The 13,609-nt window shown below is 43.9% G+C and carries 19 protein-coding genes; 11 read left to right on the plus strand and 8 right to left on the minus strand.

The window, feature by feature from the left end:
- Nucleotides 1-144: 144 nt before the first annotated feature.
- Nucleotides 145-828, minus strand: coding sequence for a protein-L-isoaspartate O-methyltransferase (locus ACP5N5_RS00620; RefSeq protein WP_276813846.1), 684 nt, complete (start codon nt 826-828; stop codon nt 145-147).
- Nucleotides 829-888: 60 nt separating this feature from the next.
- Here ACP5N5_RS00620 and ACP5N5_RS00625 point away from each other — a divergent pair, with 60 nt between their 5' ends.
- Complete coding sequence (locus tag ACP5N5_RS00625) at nt 889-1,365, plus strand: DUF371 domain-containing protein (protein ID WP_276813848.1); 477 nt, start codon at nt 889-891, stop codon at nt 1,363-1,365.
- Here ACP5N5_RS00625 and ACP5N5_RS00630 read toward each other — a convergent pair.
- Nucleotides 1,297-2,298, minus strand: coding sequence for a class I SAM-dependent methyltransferase (locus tag ACP5N5_RS00630; protein ID WP_428131161.1), 1,002 nt, complete (start codon nt 2,296-2,298; stop codon nt 1,297-1,299). The two genes, ACP5N5_RS00625 and ACP5N5_RS00630, sit on opposite strands and share 69 nt — an antisense overlap.
- Before the next feature lie 120 nt (nt 2,299-2,418).
- Between ACP5N5_RS00630 and ACP5N5_RS00635 the strand changes: the two genes are divergently transcribed.
- Together ACP5N5_RS00635 and ACP5N5_RS00640 are read left to right on the plus strand one after the other, a co-directional pair.
- Complete coding sequence (locus tag ACP5N5_RS00635; protein ID WP_428131166.1) at nt 2,419-3,246, plus strand: NAD(+)/NADH kinase; 828 nt, start codon at nt 2,419-2,421, stop codon at nt 3,244-3,246.
- Nucleotides 3,236-3,754, plus strand: a complete 519-nt coding sequence (locus ACP5N5_RS00640) for an NOB1 family endonuclease (protein ID WP_012608731.1) — start codon at nt 3,236-3,238, stop codon at nt 3,752-3,754. Before ACP5N5_RS00635 ends, ACP5N5_RS00640 begins: the two co-directional genes overlap by 11 nt.
- Here ACP5N5_RS00640 and ACP5N5_RS00645 read toward each other — a convergent pair.
- Nucleotides 3,729-4,889: a PUA domain-containing protein gene (locus ACP5N5_RS00645; RefSeq protein ID WP_276813852.1), complete on the minus strand. Its 1,161-nt coding sequence runs from the start codon at nt 4,887-4,889 to the stop codon at nt 3,729-3,731. The two genes, ACP5N5_RS00640 and ACP5N5_RS00645, sit on opposite strands and share 26 nt — an antisense overlap.
- 94 nt (nt 4,890-4,983) lie before the next feature.
- Between ACP5N5_RS00645 and ACP5N5_RS00650 the strand changes: the two genes are divergently transcribed.
- Complete coding sequence (locus ACP5N5_RS00650) at nt 4,984-5,301, plus strand: hypothetical protein (RefSeq protein WP_042667762.1); 318 nt, start codon at nt 4,984-4,986, stop codon at nt 5,299-5,301.
- A 12-nt stretch (nt 5,302-5,313) separates the two neighbouring features.
- A complete protein-coding gene (locus tag ACP5N5_RS00655) occupies nt 5,314-5,535 on the plus strand; it encodes a DUF2283 domain-containing protein (RefSeq protein WP_012608728.1) in 222 nt (73 codons plus the stop codon).
- Between the two features lie 11 nt (nt 5,536-5,546).
- On the opposite strand, the gene ACP5N5_RS00660 is transcribed toward ACP5N5_RS00655, so the two are convergent.
- Entirely contained in the window at nt 5,547-5,825 is a 279-nt protein-coding gene (locus ACP5N5_RS00660) for a hypothetical protein (protein ID WP_042667760.1), read from the minus strand.
- A 6-nt stretch (nt 5,826-5,831) separates the two neighbouring features.
- A complete protein-coding gene (locus ACP5N5_RS00665) occupies nt 5,832-6,116 on the minus strand; it encodes a dinitrogenase iron-molybdenum cofactor biosynthesis protein (protein WP_042667759.1) in 285 nt (94 codons plus the stop codon).
- Between the two features lie 156 nt (nt 6,117-6,272).
- Between ACP5N5_RS00665 and ACP5N5_RS00670 the strand changes: the two genes are divergently transcribed.
- From ACP5N5_RS00670 to ACP5N5_RS00685, 4 genes are all read left to right on the plus strand, one after another.
- Nucleotides 6,273-6,461 (plus strand): hypothetical protein, encoded by a 189-nt coding sequence (locus ACP5N5_RS00670; RefSeq protein ID WP_428131185.1) that lies wholly within the window; start codon nt 6,273-6,275, stop codon nt 6,459-6,461.
- A gap of 150 nt (nt 6,462-6,611) precedes the next feature.
- On the plus strand, nt 6,612-7,460 hold the full coding sequence (locus ACP5N5_RS00675) for an N-glycosylase/DNA lyase (RefSeq protein WP_232216788.1): 849 nt from the start codon (nt 6,612-6,614) through the stop codon (nt 7,458-7,460).
- A 21-nt stretch (nt 7,461-7,481) separates the two neighbouring features.
- Nucleotides 7,482-8,108, plus strand: a complete 627-nt coding sequence (locus ACP5N5_RS00680; protein WP_042667757.1) for an HD domain-containing protein — start codon at nt 7,482-7,484, stop codon at nt 8,106-8,108.
- 59 nt (nt 8,109-8,167) lie between these two features.
- Complete coding sequence (locus ACP5N5_RS00685; protein ID WP_012608723.1) at nt 8,168-9,034, plus strand: hypothetical protein; 867 nt, start codon at nt 8,168-8,170, stop codon at nt 9,032-9,034.
- A gap of 8 nt (nt 9,035-9,042) precedes the next feature.
- Here the strand turns inward: ACP5N5_RS00685 and ACP5N5_RS00690 are convergent, their stop codons facing one another.
- Nucleotides 9,043-9,738, minus strand: coding sequence for a metallophosphoesterase family protein (locus ACP5N5_RS00690; protein ID WP_428131201.1), 696 nt, complete (start codon nt 9,736-9,738; stop codon nt 9,043-9,045).
- Between the two features lie 62 nt (nt 9,739-9,800).
- Here ACP5N5_RS00690 and ACP5N5_RS00695 point away from each other — a divergent pair, with 62 nt between their 5' ends.
- Nucleotides 9,801-10,040 (plus strand): hypothetical protein, encoded by a 240-nt coding sequence (locus tag ACP5N5_RS00695; RefSeq protein WP_014767935.1) that lies wholly within the window; start codon nt 9,801-9,803, stop codon nt 10,038-10,040.
- 2 nt (nt 10,041-10,042) lie between these two features.
- On the opposite strand, the gene ACP5N5_RS00700 is transcribed toward ACP5N5_RS00695, so the two are convergent.
- The gene (locus tag ACP5N5_RS00700; RefSeq protein WP_042667754.1) at nt 10,043-10,222 is read right to left on the minus strand and encodes an indolepyruvate ferredoxin oxidoreductase subunit alpha; all 180 of its coding nucleotides are present in this window, start codon (nt 10,220-10,222) and stop codon (nt 10,043-10,045) included.
- A 60-nt stretch (nt 10,223-10,282) separates the two neighbouring features.
- On the opposite strand from ACP5N5_RS00700, the gene ACP5N5_RS00705 reads away from it, so the two are divergent.
- Nucleotides 10,283-10,969 (plus strand): PHP domain-containing protein, encoded by a 687-nt coding sequence (locus ACP5N5_RS00705; RefSeq protein ID WP_428131208.1) that lies wholly within the window; start codon nt 10,283-10,285, stop codon nt 10,967-10,969.
- 3 nt (nt 10,970-10,972) lie between these two features.
- On the opposite strand, the gene ACP5N5_RS00710 is transcribed toward ACP5N5_RS00705, so the two are convergent.
- A complete protein-coding gene (locus ACP5N5_RS00710; protein ID WP_428131213.1) occupies nt 10,973-13,411 on the minus strand; it encodes a valine--tRNA ligase in 2,439 nt (812 codons plus the stop codon).
- Nucleotides 13,412-13,609 lie beyond the last annotated feature (198 nt).

Raw genomic sequence — 13,609 nt, forward strand, 5'->3', positions numbered from 1 at the left:
TTCTGCAGCAACTGTTTCCCGCTCTAAGTCGTTGTAGGTTTTGCCGGGACTGGTTGTGCCTCTGCTCACGCTTCACCGTGGGCATATAAAGACCTATAAAACCCCCACTCTGAAAATTGTTGATAATCCTACTTCATTAAGGCTTCAATATGTTGAATCAATATGCCATCCATACTTACCAATTAACGGTACGAACACACATTCTATTCCATACCTCTTGGTTATCGAACTCCCGTGCTTCTCTACTGTGAGTAGTCGTTGGAGATATACATCGCCTACGGGTATGACTAATCTTCCTCCTTCAGCCAGCTGCTCTATTAATGGGTTCGGTACATAGGGGGCGGCGGCTGTGACTATTATTTTATCGAATGGTGCTTTCTCAGGTAGCCCCAGTGTTCCATCACCCACTATCACCGTGACATCACTGCTATAACCAGCTTCCTCAAGGCGCTTTCTAGCATACTCGGCCAGCTCCGGGATCCTTTCTATAGTGTATACATGTCCTTTTTTCCCCTCACCACTCCTTGCAACTATCTCTGCCAGTACAGCTGCCTGATAACCTGAACCAGTTCCCACCTCGAGAACCCTATCGCCTGGGGCAGGGTCCAACTCCTCTGTCATTATGGCTACCATATGTATCGCGCTTATGGTTTGACCGAAACCTATTGGGAGAGGTGTATCAACATAGGCGTACTCCCTTAGATGTGGAGGTAGAAAGAGCTCCCTGGGGACTTTGAGAAGGGCTTTTATGACTTTCTCGCTTCTCAGATAGCCTAGTGAGTGTAGTTCTTCAATAATGAGTCGTTTTTGTTCTTCTAAACCGGACAAATCGTAACCCCTATTTAATTTTCATAGTTAAAATATTCTTAATAGCGGGGTTTAAGCATAATGGTTGAAGCAGAGATTGTATATGCTAGGGGACATCCCAGGATTAAGGCTACTCATGTTACAACCCTTGAAATCAGTAGGGAGGAGTATTTAACTGAGAGAGGGGATTGTATAATAGGTATAGGGGCTGATAGATCCCCTAAGGATTTCTCTAGGGTATTTAAAGAGGCTTTAAGAAGGGATGACTCTATCTTACTTGCAGTAATCAGGGTTGGAGGTCTCGTAGACATTGTTCTGGCACAGGGTAGTAGTGGACTCATAGTGGATAGCCCGGTTAAACTGATTATAAGGAGAAGTAGCTTCATTGAGCCAGCCACGATAGGTATTAAAGCCAATAAAGCGGCAAGGGATATAGATAGAAGAATCATTCAGATGCTGCGGGATCCTGGCACAGTGCTAGAGTTAAGGTTATATGTCCTTGGGCTTGACGAGGTCGAATCTATATATGCCGGCTCTAGGGGCATACTCCAAGACTAATTTAGAGCCTTGAATACTCCAGCCCGGGAGCTTCGATCCCAGCTCGATTACTGATGCTTCACGGTCATATGTGAGTATGTAGAGATGTAGTATTCCACCCGGCTTTAAAACAGCATTATATACCTTAGTGAATTCCAGACTCCACCTCGGTAGATTGGCGATCACTCTATCGGCTTTACCATATATATCCAGGTAATCTATTATCTCCCTTGCATCTAGATTCAATGGTATAATGCCGCCCCTTAACCTCCTATGGTTCAATAATATGTTTTCACAGAGAAGCCTATATGCCTCTGGATTGAGATCATTCGCTATAATCCTCGCTGCTTTAAGGGATGATATATGTATGGGGAATCCTCCAATACCTGTGAAGAGATCCACGACTAGCTCCCCATTTCTAACCATCAACGCTATTCTATGATGCTCCTCCCCGAGCCTTGGGTTATAGTATACTTTCCCCAGGGAAACCTTGAACAAGAGCCCGTACTCCTTTACCACTACAGTATCAATGTGCTCGCCCCATAGGAGTCTCAGCTTAGGTATCCTGTATTTATCCACCGTCTCTTCTTTAACATATATGGCTCTAATATTTGGATGAATGCTTCTCAGCTCCCTGACTACTTCATCTCCACTCATAAAGCCCAGCACGTTTTCTCTGATAATGGCTGCATCCCCTACGAGATCGTATGATGGTACCCGTGTAACATATTTTCTCCGGCTTGGCGGCGGATTGCACTGTATGATGTAGTATCGAGTATTACTGAGCAACTCGTTCAAGCCTTCCAGCGTTTTCACAGGTATTATAACATTGCCATTGATTCTAGTTATAAGATAATCCGCGTTAATCAAGTCCTTCTCCCTGAGCCTCCTGATCACCGGCTCAGCTAGGTGTTTATCAATGCTTATACAGAGGACGCTGGTTCCCTGCTCCATCTCATCAACCAGGGCCTCTCACTTATTTCTAAAATATGTATTCAAGGCGATGCTTAAATTTCTCCATGCAACATACATTTAGACTAGCGGGAAATATGAAACTCCATGGATTGATAAGTAATGTACCCTGTTTCATCGGTTCACATAGTCTATAAGCCGACCCGAGAGTGTATTGAGATAGCTAGGAAGTATAGTGGTGTTTTCAGGGAGAGAGGTGTAAGTGTCGAGATCTCAACCGTTGATGATGTAAGCCCTAGGTTCATCCTTAACAAGGATATTGTTGTAAGCATTGGTGGTGATGGAACGATGTTGAGGATATCTATGATGCTTCAAGATGAGAAGAGCATTCCATTGATATTGCCTCATCCATGTGGCAGGAGGAATAATTTCTATGAGGAATCTATGCCAGAGATACCTGTAGTGGTTGAAAGGATATTCAAAGGAGACTTCGTTATACATACATATCCAAGGGGCAGGCTCTGCATAAAGGGCGGGTGTATCGACTTCCTGAATGAAGTAGCAGTAGTGAACAAGGATATGGGTAGAGTCGTGGGGTTCAGGATCTCGGTTGTATCGCCTGGCATGCATTCCACATATGAATTTGAAGGAGATGGGTTAATCGTGAGCACGGTACCAGGTTCAGCGGGGTATAATTTATCTGCCGGCGGACCATTGATCACCGGGGATTCCGAGGAGTTGATTATAACTCATTTAAACCCTATGCAGCTGGGTATGCCTTCAATAATCGTACCGGCTTATGCCAGTATCATAGAGGCCTCTTCAAGAGGCTATGTTATACTCTATATCGATGGAGAGAAATTAAAGCTACTTGATAAAGGAGAAACTGTGAGAATCACAGGTAGTACAAGCTATCTTAAATTAATCAGGTTCAGCACCGTGTATGAGCGGATAAGAACCGTGTTGAGTAGGAGGAGAATTGTCTACTAGCATAATACACGTAGTTCTAGATACGGGTGGATTACTTGCTAAATACTATAGACTTTTACCACGGCACGTATTCAAAACCTATACTACTGAGTCAGCTGTCAACGAGGTTATCGATAGCGAAAACAGAAACGCGTTAACCGACGCTATTGAAACCGGCTTAATCGAGGTGCTCGAACCAGGAGATTCATTTTATCTAAGGGTTGTAGAGGAGGCTAGAAGAATAGGTGAGATAACCAAGCTTTCGAAAACCGATCTCGAGGTAGCAGCCCTAGCCCTAATGCTTAATGAGCGGGGTAAAGTAGTTGTTGTGACGGATGACTATAGCCTCCAGAACCTCTTACTACATCTTGGGATATCATTCAAGCCCTTAAAAACCAGTGGTATTAAAACCAGCAGGGAGTACAGCGAGTACTGTCCTACATGCGGATACATCCCGGCTCATCCAGGAGAAATAAATTGCCCTATATGTGGGACTCCACTGGTTAGGAGGAAGAGGAAGGCCTCTTAAGCACAGCTATAAAGTGACCTGGCATATCCATGTTTAATGGAGTATATCTGTATCCGATCACGCCTTTATATGTTGTCTTATCAGTGTAAGGCGGGTTCTCAGGTAACTCCACGCATTCCAACCCGAGTTCCTCGACAGCATAGAGTATGTTTTCCTCGTTCTCCTCAAGGGTAAGGGTGCACGTTGAATAAACTATATATCCACCGGGTTTCACTATTAACGCGGCTGTTTTAAGAAACTGCCTCTGATAGCTAGATAGATTCTCCACATCCTTGTAACTCCTGTTCTCGAGTAGCCTCGGTCTAACCCCTAGATTACTGCATGGTGGATCTATCAGAACTTTATCAACCTTACCCAGTAAACTGAAATCGTAGTGGAGGTATCGGGAGTCATGCGGGATAGCGATCACGTTTAAGTCTAAATCCAGGTGGCTAAGATTATTCTTTAACTCGGCGATCTTACCGGGGCTTCTATCAATAGCTATGATCCTCGCACCTCCTTTAGTCAACTGTACTATATGGCTTGTCTTGCCCCCTGGCGATGCGTTCATGTCCACTATTAGTTCACCTGGCCTGGGATCAAGGACTCTAGTGGTAACGATGCTTGGATAGCCCTGGGGATATAATAATCCCTGTTTATAGATATCCAGCTCGCTTATCCTTGGTGCTTTAAAAGGAGATGAGGTGCTACGTGCTACAAGCCCCTGCCTCATTTTATGGAGGCTCTTTGATGACGTAACAGCCTCCAGGCATGCTAGAGGCGTGCCTTGCCTGGTCACAGCTAGTAATTTATCGCCTTCACTGAAGACGCTTGATTTAACCACTCCAGGACGATAGAGGTTGGCGCCTAATATTAGTGAACTAGCTGTCTTATCGTCGACCACGATGTATTTATCTGTGTCACACTCCAATGGAAAAGGGCCCTGGACCACTGTGTAAACAGCTTCTTCAATATATTCGTCCATATATGCTTCAACCCCTCTCTCCCGTAATAGTTCCACTAGTCTATGAGGCGTGGTCTTCACGGTGTTAACCCTTAAGTACATTCTCATAGGAGGAGTCTTCAACTTCTCTACAAGGACGTCGACAATGCTTCCATAGGGTTTAACCAGTAAACTCCTCACCCTCCACGACACCTATTACAACCCATCCCTGTATCCTAGATTAGTGGATCTATATATAGTCAAACTTATTAGAGATTAACCATATATCTACAAGAGGGTGGGGAAAATGGTTTCAACGAAAATATCTGATAAGGAGCTCGACGAGGCATTGATGGAGAAGCAGGAGAAGAAGCCTACAGACGAGAAACAGAGATGGGTTAACAGGATATTAAGAAGTGCTAGACAGTATCATAAGATATGCCCCTACTACGATAAAAGAACAAAGATGTGCTTCCTACTCATGGGTACTAAGTGTGAAAGGGATGGAAAATTCGATGTATGCCCAGTCTTCAAGTCGTTCCTCGAGAAGAAATACGATGAATACAAGTCGAAGAATATGCCGCTACCACTAGACTTCGCTGACGTGGTTGCATCACCGTTTTAAAGGTGTGTTGTAATGAGTGCCAGGAGGTATTACGTGGAGAACCCGGAGAAAATAATGATGGAGTATGATCCACAGGGCGACATATTGTATATAGATTTCGCTGGCAGCGAGCAAGAGGCTGATGAAGAAATACTGAGTGAAGACGGTGATATAGCTTTCAGGATTAGGGAGGGTAGGATACTTTCAATAATGATTATGAATTTCAGTAGGAAGGCAGGGTTTTACCCCTCATAGCTGAAGGTTTTCTACGTGAATCCTCTTTCAAGGATCCTGATCATAGTCTTTCTAGGTGGGAGAACCCTGATGACATCTTCAACTAATTCATCGGTCAATGGATTTACAATATCTATTAACACGGTGTCTTTAAAGACCTCAACCATGATAACAGTACTGTCACCACAATAGTAGAGTTCAAGTCTCTGGGATAACTCGGTGTTTCTACAGCCTATCTCGCTTAATTTACCCCTTAGTTCTCCAATGATGCCTATTCCTCCACTCACATCGATTGTATAGTGCTTTATCACTTAGGCTCACCCAGTGAAGAATTCCCCTATTACTTCATCTATGGTTTCAAGGCTTGTAACAACTACTTTAACACCCATTTCTTCAACTAGTTCTTTATCCTCGCCACTTATTTCTCTAGTGAATAACAACCATGTATCGTATTCCTCGATTAATTCCTCGAGTGCCTCAATCCCCGTGTTTCTAATAGACTTTTCAGGCTTATTCTCCTCAATATTGTAGAGTACTACTTCACTAGCCAACTTGAAACCCGAGATCCTGCCATCCCTCATAGTGAACAACACGTATCTCACTTAAACCACCCTCTGCTAAAGAATATTAAAGTGTTTTATAAACTAGCAAGTTATAGCCTGTTACAACCGAAAGCCTTGCTATTTATGGCGGGGATGATGGTTTTAAGCTTTTTTCCTTAGAGATATTTTGGTGTCCCGGCAGCGGGCGGTGAGGGAGTGCTAACCCTAACGGTTGGGATGAGGGTTAGCCCCGAGCCCACACTCATAGACCTCCTCAAAAGGTATAGGGATACACTTAACTACTCGATCAGGGTTTTGATCGAGGGCAAAACTACATCTATCTCTAGAGCTCATAAATTACTCTATGAAACCTTGAGGAAATACTTCGACCTGCCCTCCAGATAAAAGATGCATCCCCGAATAGATGGAGGGAACCAATGAACCCCCTAAAGGGGACCCCAACCCTTTAGGGCGGGGAGGAGGTCAGCTTGAATCGTTAAGCAGGGTTAGAGTTTAAGTTAAAGATTATTTTGAGAATTTCTTCTAGTTGATGTGGTGGGGGACTTGATCAGGTTTAATCATGAGAGAGCATGCTTCATAGGTAGGAGAATAAGTATGCTTAAACATGTTATTGAGATATTAAGGCGTACCGATCCTCAGTTTAAAGCTGTTGAGTCCCTAATCAGCTCGCGAGGTGTAAATGAGGCATCGATATTAATCATAGCTAATAGTTTAATCAGTTACCAGCTAAGTGTGAAGGGTGAGGAGTATTGGGTCATGTTCTCCCACTACTTCAGTGATAAAGGCAAGAGTGTGGGCTTAAACGAGTTCACTAGTTTCATGGGTTTAAGTGGGAACACTAGGCTCCTGGATCAAAAGAAGCGGAGGCTTGCTAGGTTCCTCTCATCCAGTATTGTGAGAGAGCTTTCGGACGATGGATTAAAATACTGCGTAGATCTCTTGGAGCTAAATAGGCAACTATCCATGCTCTACGGTGGTGACTACTCTAAAACCGTGGTCTTCGCTGTTAAAATGTACAGTTACCTCTGCGAGGCCTCAGGAGTGAAGCCACTTACAGCCGGCATTAAACCCCCATTAGACATGAGGAATGCTTTGTTCCTCTTATCCTCCTGTATTGTTGAGGGATGCGGTGCTGATACTGAATGTGTAGGTAAAATAATGAGTGGGCGACACAGGAATGAGGCGGTTAACGCGTTGTTAAAGGTGTGTGAATGCGGTGGATTAAATTGTATAGAATTAGACGTGTTCACCTGGCTTGTAACAGGAGTTCTAAGAGATACCGGGTTTAATGTCTATAAGTCCAGTAGATTGATCAAAGAGAGATATGGTGTTGAAATACCCGTCGATACTCTACAAGAGATATCTCTATGTGTTAAGAGTTAATGTGTTAAATGGTGATCATGGATGAGTAGTAAGGGTTTACAGGATGTGGTGAACATTCTTGAGAAGATATGTAGGGTATTATATGATAACTCCCTGGATCATGGATGGCCACATATTGAAAGAGTATTGGGCTACTCGCTGAGAATCGTGAGGGAAGGAGGTGTAAAGATCAGCGAGGATCTCCTCAAAATCGCTGTATACCTCCATGACATCGGGAGGATGATAGGTGACCCTCACGCGTATTATTCTGCATTAATAGCTGAAGAGCTATTAGGCGAGCTGGGTTTACCAAGAGATAAGATAGAGACCATTATTGACGCGATAAAAGCACACTCCTATAGCTATAATAAGGCGGGCGAGTACGGTGAATCACAGCTCTCAATAGTTTTAAGTGATGCTGATAAACTGGATGCACTAGGCATTATTGGCTTTATAAGAGTATTCCTCTATGGTCAAAGGCATGGTAGGAGCCTTGGGGAATCGATTAACCATTTCCATGATAAAATATTAGGACTTGAGAAGTACATCAGGCTGGAATACTCTAAGAGGCTTGCTAAGTGTTTGAGTGAGAGGACAAGGAAGCTGTTATGCATGCTCATCGAGGAGCTAGGGCAGGAGTGCAGGGAGGAAGCATGTAGTACTATTTAACCAGGTGAATCACAGTGATTAATATCACCTGTAACAATTATAGTTGAAAGGGGCTGTGTATGAGCCTAGAAGTCGCGAAAATACTCGTGTATGGTGCATTAAATGGCTTAAACACCTATGTAAAGCCTGGCGGCTTACATAGATTGAGACCCGATAAATTATTCGATGAGATAGCATGCAACATTGTTTCAATACTAGACGGCATTGTAGGCGCGTATGAAGAGGGGGAGAGGGTTAGGAAAGGGGAAAAGGCGTTGACAAGCGTTGAATTAGGAAGGATACTGGCTAGAACTTATAGAGAGGCCTATAGGGTTTGTAGTATCGTCCACCCGGGATATTTCACACCTATGCTCATAGCTTCCATGGCACTTGGTTACAGCGGGGTCGAGAGCATTTTAAGCGATCCAGGTAAATTCAAGAGATCCCTTGACTCGATCCTAGCTGGCAACAAATGGGGCGACATAAGGCATTTCATAGACTCATTGAAATCTATTGGTAGAAGCGATATGAATGAACACCTAGCCTCAACGGGGTTGACCCAGGTATCGTTGATTCAGGGTGGGGTATCATATACGGATGTCTTCCGGGCACTGGGATCCAGGTGGCCTGGCTTCATACTCTTGGATCCCCGTGAGAACCTCCTTCTAAACGGCTTGAGGAAACTCGTAGAATACCATAGGAAGCTGAAGAATGCCCATGCTGCAATACTCCTATTGTACCTCGACTTGATTGAGGAGAGGCTCGGTGAACAGTATAGGGAAGGCATATCTGAGGCGAGGAGGCTGGGGCTCATGGAAACCCATGAAGGGGCAAGGAAACTCTTCGAGCTTGATGTATCACTGAGGAAGAATGGCATTGTTCTAAATGGTTTCGTGGAGCAAGTGGCTAATCTAGCAGCGTTAGCGGCATTAGAGGGGGTTAGATAGTTCTATTACTATACTTCAACCTTAATTATTCTACCTCTGGCTGGTAGAGCGACATTGTATACTTTAACACTATCGATATCAATGCTCTCAACGAGTCCGTTGTGGGCATGTCCATGTATAACAGCCTTTAACACGTTTCTATGGTTTACTATTACATTCTCCATTCTCCTTGATGCAAGGTAGGGGTGTATCGCGAGGTTTTCACCGGTTAAATTCCTGTAGGTCACACCATAATGCGTGACAAGTATGATGGGTAGGTTAGTTGAGGCTGCTTGATTTATCAAGGAGGATATCTTATCTGGTAGATCCCTAAAGTATTTGATAAGTCCGGGCATATTCTTGGCCTGCCATCGCGTTGGCTTATCCAACGCTCCTCTTGAACCCACGGCCACTATTCTACCTGTTAAGGTGTCGATGACCCTGTAATTATCATGTAAAAATATTACGTTGGGATACCTCATTATATACTCTTTCTCTGAGCCTATATACTCTTCATTACCGAATACGGCTGCTACCGGTACGTCTGGATGTACCGAGTTGATTAATTCTATGACGCGTCTGTACTCAGCTATGTTATTGCGCTCGACTATGTCTCCAGCTAATATGAATAGATCCGGCTTACATGTGGAGTTTGCCAGCGCTTTTTTAAATAATTCCAGGTACTGAGGGCTATGAATATCTGATGTAGCGCATATCGTGGTCAAAGCGTTCCCCAATATTTATAAGGACTCCTAAACCTGTTAAGCATTAAAGGGGTGTGAAAGCAATGACGATTGGCCTGCTTAAAGGTGTGAATAGATCTGGTCATAAAGGGTGGACAACCGAGAAATGTGCTATATGTGGTACAACCCTGGACTTTGTACAGGGTTATGATTTAAAGAATATATATTATTGCCCGAAATGCGTTAGCCAGAAGTTAAACGCGTATTTCTGTGCGGCCGATGCTAGAACACTACACTATAAGTGTCCTTATTGTAAGAGTGAACTGAAGCCTTACTACGCATAGGCCTAGTCAAGTATTTCTATAGCATGCACGGGGCATAGGGGTTTACACGCATAACATTCAATACATTTTGCTTCATCAATCATTATTTTATCTCCTCTAATACTAAAGACGTTTACCGGACAATAATCTACGCAGAGCATACATAGTATGCACTTGGATTGTTCAAGGATGATCCTCGCCAAGCTTAAAACACCACTAGGTATTAGAATATCTATAATGAGTTTAAAACGGTGATTTCACTAATGCTTATAGCCGATCTCCATATACACTCAGCCTACAGTGATGGGAAAGCTAGTCCACGGGAGATAATAAGGCATGCCCTGATTAGAGGTATTAACGTGATCTCTATAACAGATCATGACACGTTTAAAGGCGGGTTAGAGGGATACAGGTTCTCGAGGGAAATAGCCAGGAACACTAGTGACACTAAGATACTAGTGGTACCGGGGATAGAGTTAAGGAGTTATAGCGGGGATATACTTGTCTACTGCGAGAACGATGTAGAGCTTCCCCGTGAAGTCGGCTTACTGATAGATAAGGCTCATGAGAATAATTGTGTAGTTGTGCCAGCCCACCCCTTCGATACTTGGAGGCATGGGTTAGGAGACGTGGTGTACGACTATGATGGATGGGATGCGATCGAGGTATGGAATGCTCACGCATCTAGAAACGCTAATAAGAGAGCTCTGGAGGCTTCGAGGATCATGGGGAAACCCGGTGTCGCAAATAGTGATGCCCACATACCGGAACACGTGGGCTCAGCCTACACCTACATACTTATCGAGGATGCGTCAAGCATAACAGAAGTACTGGATGCCCTGAGAAAGGGACTAGTAAAGCCTCATCAGGGAGGGCTCTCTCTTAAAGACAATGTAGAGAGGATTGCCTGGAGCATCGAGTATAGAGTGAGAAAAATCCTTGGAGACTAATATTTAGGGTGACAAGTATACGCCGCCCCCTACATCAATGGTATTGGAGGGCGCTTCCTCGTAGAATTCTATCTCTTCGAGTTTATGGAGATCCCTCAGTTCCTCTGCTACCTCTTCAAGGCCCTTGGGCAGGTATACCTTGCCCCTTAATGGTTCACTTAGCTTCATATTATTCCTCTTCTTATAGCTCCATATAGCTGAGTTAACATTGACCACTTTCTCAACGAGGTTATGTGGTTGCTTTAAGCGCTCTCTATCTGGCTCCGGGAATCTCTCTAAGTGTATGGATCTCCCATAGAGCTCCCTATATATGGCATCTGTTATAAAGGGCATTATGGGTGCTAGGGCTTTAAGTATTGATTTTAAGGTATAGTGGAGTGTGAACCATGCTGCCTTCTGTTCCAGCTCATTATATTTGCCATCCCTGTTATATGCTCTAGACTTGGTTAACTCGATGTAGTGTGAGGCGAAATAATTCCATGTGAACTGATAGATCTCGTTCACCGGCTCGTATACATCGAGCTCGCTATATGCCTTATCAATCTTCTCAATTATTTTATCAAGGTACGCTAGTGTTGCTTTATCTATTCCCCTTAACCTGTATTCCTTGGGCTCCGGGAAGCTGGAGATATACCTTGCTATATTCCATAGTTTTGTAGCAAAGTATAAACCGGTTTTCAGTGTTTGCTCTGAGAATCTGTAGTCATAGCCTAGTTTAGCACTTATAGCAGCCCAGAACCTAAATGCATCTGCCCCGTATTTCTCAACATATGGATCAGGATCGATAACGTTTCCCTTAGACTTATGCATTGCTTCCCCTTTCTCATCAAGCCCCATTCCAGTGATTCTAACCCATTTGAAAGCAGGCTTCCCGGTCAACTGGTATACTCTTAGAATAGAGTAATATAGCCATGTTCTAATAATATCCTGTCCCTGAGGCCTCAGCGTGTATTTAAATGCTTTCTCAAATAGTACAGGATCCCTTATATAGTGGGTTACATATAGAACACTTATGCTGCTGTCAAACCATGTGTCGAAGACTTTTTTCTCGCCTACTAGGTATTCACGGGGAGCCCCGCATACAGGGCATTTATCCCATGGCGCGGGTTCCCTCCAGGGTCTATAGTATTTACCAGGTTCCGGTAACAGTATTGAACCACATTTACTGCATTTCCACAGAGGGATCTCGGTTGCATAGTATCTATCCTTACTTATCGGCCAATCAGTCGAGACACTGTTGATCCAGTCAACCAGTTTCTTTTTATGCATTAAAGGCTTGAACTCTATTTGATCGATTATTTTTAACAACTCATCCTTGAAATCCAATTGCTTCAGGAACCACTCCCTCGAGTTCACTATCTGTATCGGTGTCTTACACCTCCAGCACACTGGAATGTCGTGCTTGATTTTCTCTTTTTTAACCAGCAATCCATTCGACTCAAGGATCTCCACTACTTTAGCTCTAGCTTCAGTAAGCTTTAACCCGGCGAGGATCCCAGCTTCTTTGGTTAAGTAGCCTTCCTTACTTACTATGATCAAAGGTTCTAACCCCAGATCCCTGAACATCTTTACGTCTCTTTGATCACCGTAACTACATACCATGACCAAGCCAGTGCCATAGCCTGGATCAACCTCCTCATATTCCAATATAGGCATTTCATGACCGTAGACAGGGTTGATAGCGTGCATTCCCTTGTATTTGACATATCTTTCATCGCCCGGATGATACACGAGGGCTTTACAGGAACGTAGCAGTTCAGGTCTTGTAGTGGCTACTACTATGTGTTCACCAGTCTCCTTAACCTGGAACTTTATATAGTATAGATACGTCTCCTCCTCATTATACTCTAACTCGGCGTCAGCCAACGAGGTCCTGCACCGGGGACACCAGTTAACCGGTCTCTCAGCCTCATATATAAGGCCCCTCTTATAGAGCTCTATAAATGTAGCCTGCGTGATTCTCCTATACTCCTCGCTGTCAGTACCGTTTCTCCAATATTGGAAACTGCATCCAAGCCTCCTCCATACATTAACGAGCTCACCCTCGGCTTTATCGAGGAACTCCCTGCAGAGCTTTAGAAAGTGCTCCCTACCCTCCGGTGTTGCGGAGAGTTCATGTGGATTCACCTTATACGTCTTCTCGACTTGTACTTCCACGGGTAGTCCATTTCTATCCGCGTAGAATGGGACAAGTACATTGTAACCCTTCATTCTAAAGTACCTGGCAATCATATCGATTTGGGTATAGTGGGCGGCTCCACCGACATGCCATTTACCGCTTGCATAGGGTGGGGGCGTGTCGATGGCAATGATCTCCCTGTTATCACCTGGATTAAATATGAATTTGTATACTCCTTCCTTATCCCAGGTTTCAAGAAGCTCTTTTTCCCTCTTTAAATCCCATCTTTTCTCACGAATTTTTGGCTCGTAGGCTTGTTCCATGATACTGTCCCTCACTAAATTAGGATATTCCATAGTAAAGAATTTATTTTAATATATTTTAGGATTCCCTCTAACAATCTCCGCGGTGGCACCCTATTATACGCCAGGAGGCCTCGTATAGCGACTCTATATCACTGTATGTCGGCTTTTTTCTGAGCACCCATTTAACATTTATTGTTTCATAGTTATCGTCTACTA

This window comes from Desulfurococcus sp., assembly GCF_049970475.1.
Classification (GTDB): domain Archaea; phylum Thermoproteota; class Thermoprotei_A; order Sulfolobales; family Desulfurococcaceae; genus Desulfurococcus; species Desulfurococcus amylolyticus.

What these genes read in the sequence shown, in the direction of transcription:
- ACP5N5_RS00625 (WP_276813848.1), top strand. Translation starts at nt 889, where the DNA reads ATGGTTGAAGCAGAGATTGTATATGCTAGGGGACATCCCAGGATTAAG.
- ACP5N5_RS00630 (WP_428131161.1), bottom strand. Translation starts at nt 2,298, where the DNA reads ATGGAGCAGGGAACCAGCGTCCTCTGTATAAGCATTGATAAACACCTA.
- ACP5N5_RS00635 (WP_428131166.1), top strand. Translation starts at nt 2,419, where the DNA reads ATGTACCCTGTTTCATCGGTTCACATAGTCTATAAGCCGACCCGAGAG.
- ACP5N5_RS00650 (WP_042667762.1), top strand. Translation starts at nt 4,984, where the DNA reads ATGGTTTCAACGAAAATATCTGATAAGGAGCTCGACGAGGCATTGATG.
- ACP5N5_RS00655 (WP_012608728.1), top strand. Translation starts at nt 5,314, where the DNA reads ATGAGTGCCAGGAGGTATTACGTGGAGAACCCGGAGAAAATAATGATG.
- ACP5N5_RS00680 (WP_042667757.1), top strand. Translation starts at nt 7,482, where the DNA reads ATGAGTAGTAAGGGTTTACAGGATGTGGTGAACATTCTTGAGAAGATA.
- ACP5N5_RS00685 (WP_012608723.1), top strand. Translation starts at nt 8,168, where the DNA reads ATGAGCCTAGAAGTCGCGAAAATACTCGTGTATGGTGCATTAAATGGC.
- ACP5N5_RS00695 (WP_014767935.1), top strand. Translation starts at nt 9,801, where the DNA reads ATGACGATTGGCCTGCTTAAAGGTGTGAATAGATCTGGTCATAAAGGG.
- ACP5N5_RS00705 (WP_428131208.1), top strand. Translation starts at nt 10,283, where the DNA reads ATGCTTATAGCCGATCTCCATATACACTCAGCCTACAGTGATGGGAAA.
- ACP5N5_RS00710 (WP_428131213.1), bottom strand. Translation starts at nt 13,411, where the DNA reads ATGGAACAAGCCTACGAGCCAAAAATTCGTGAGAAAAGATGGGATTTA.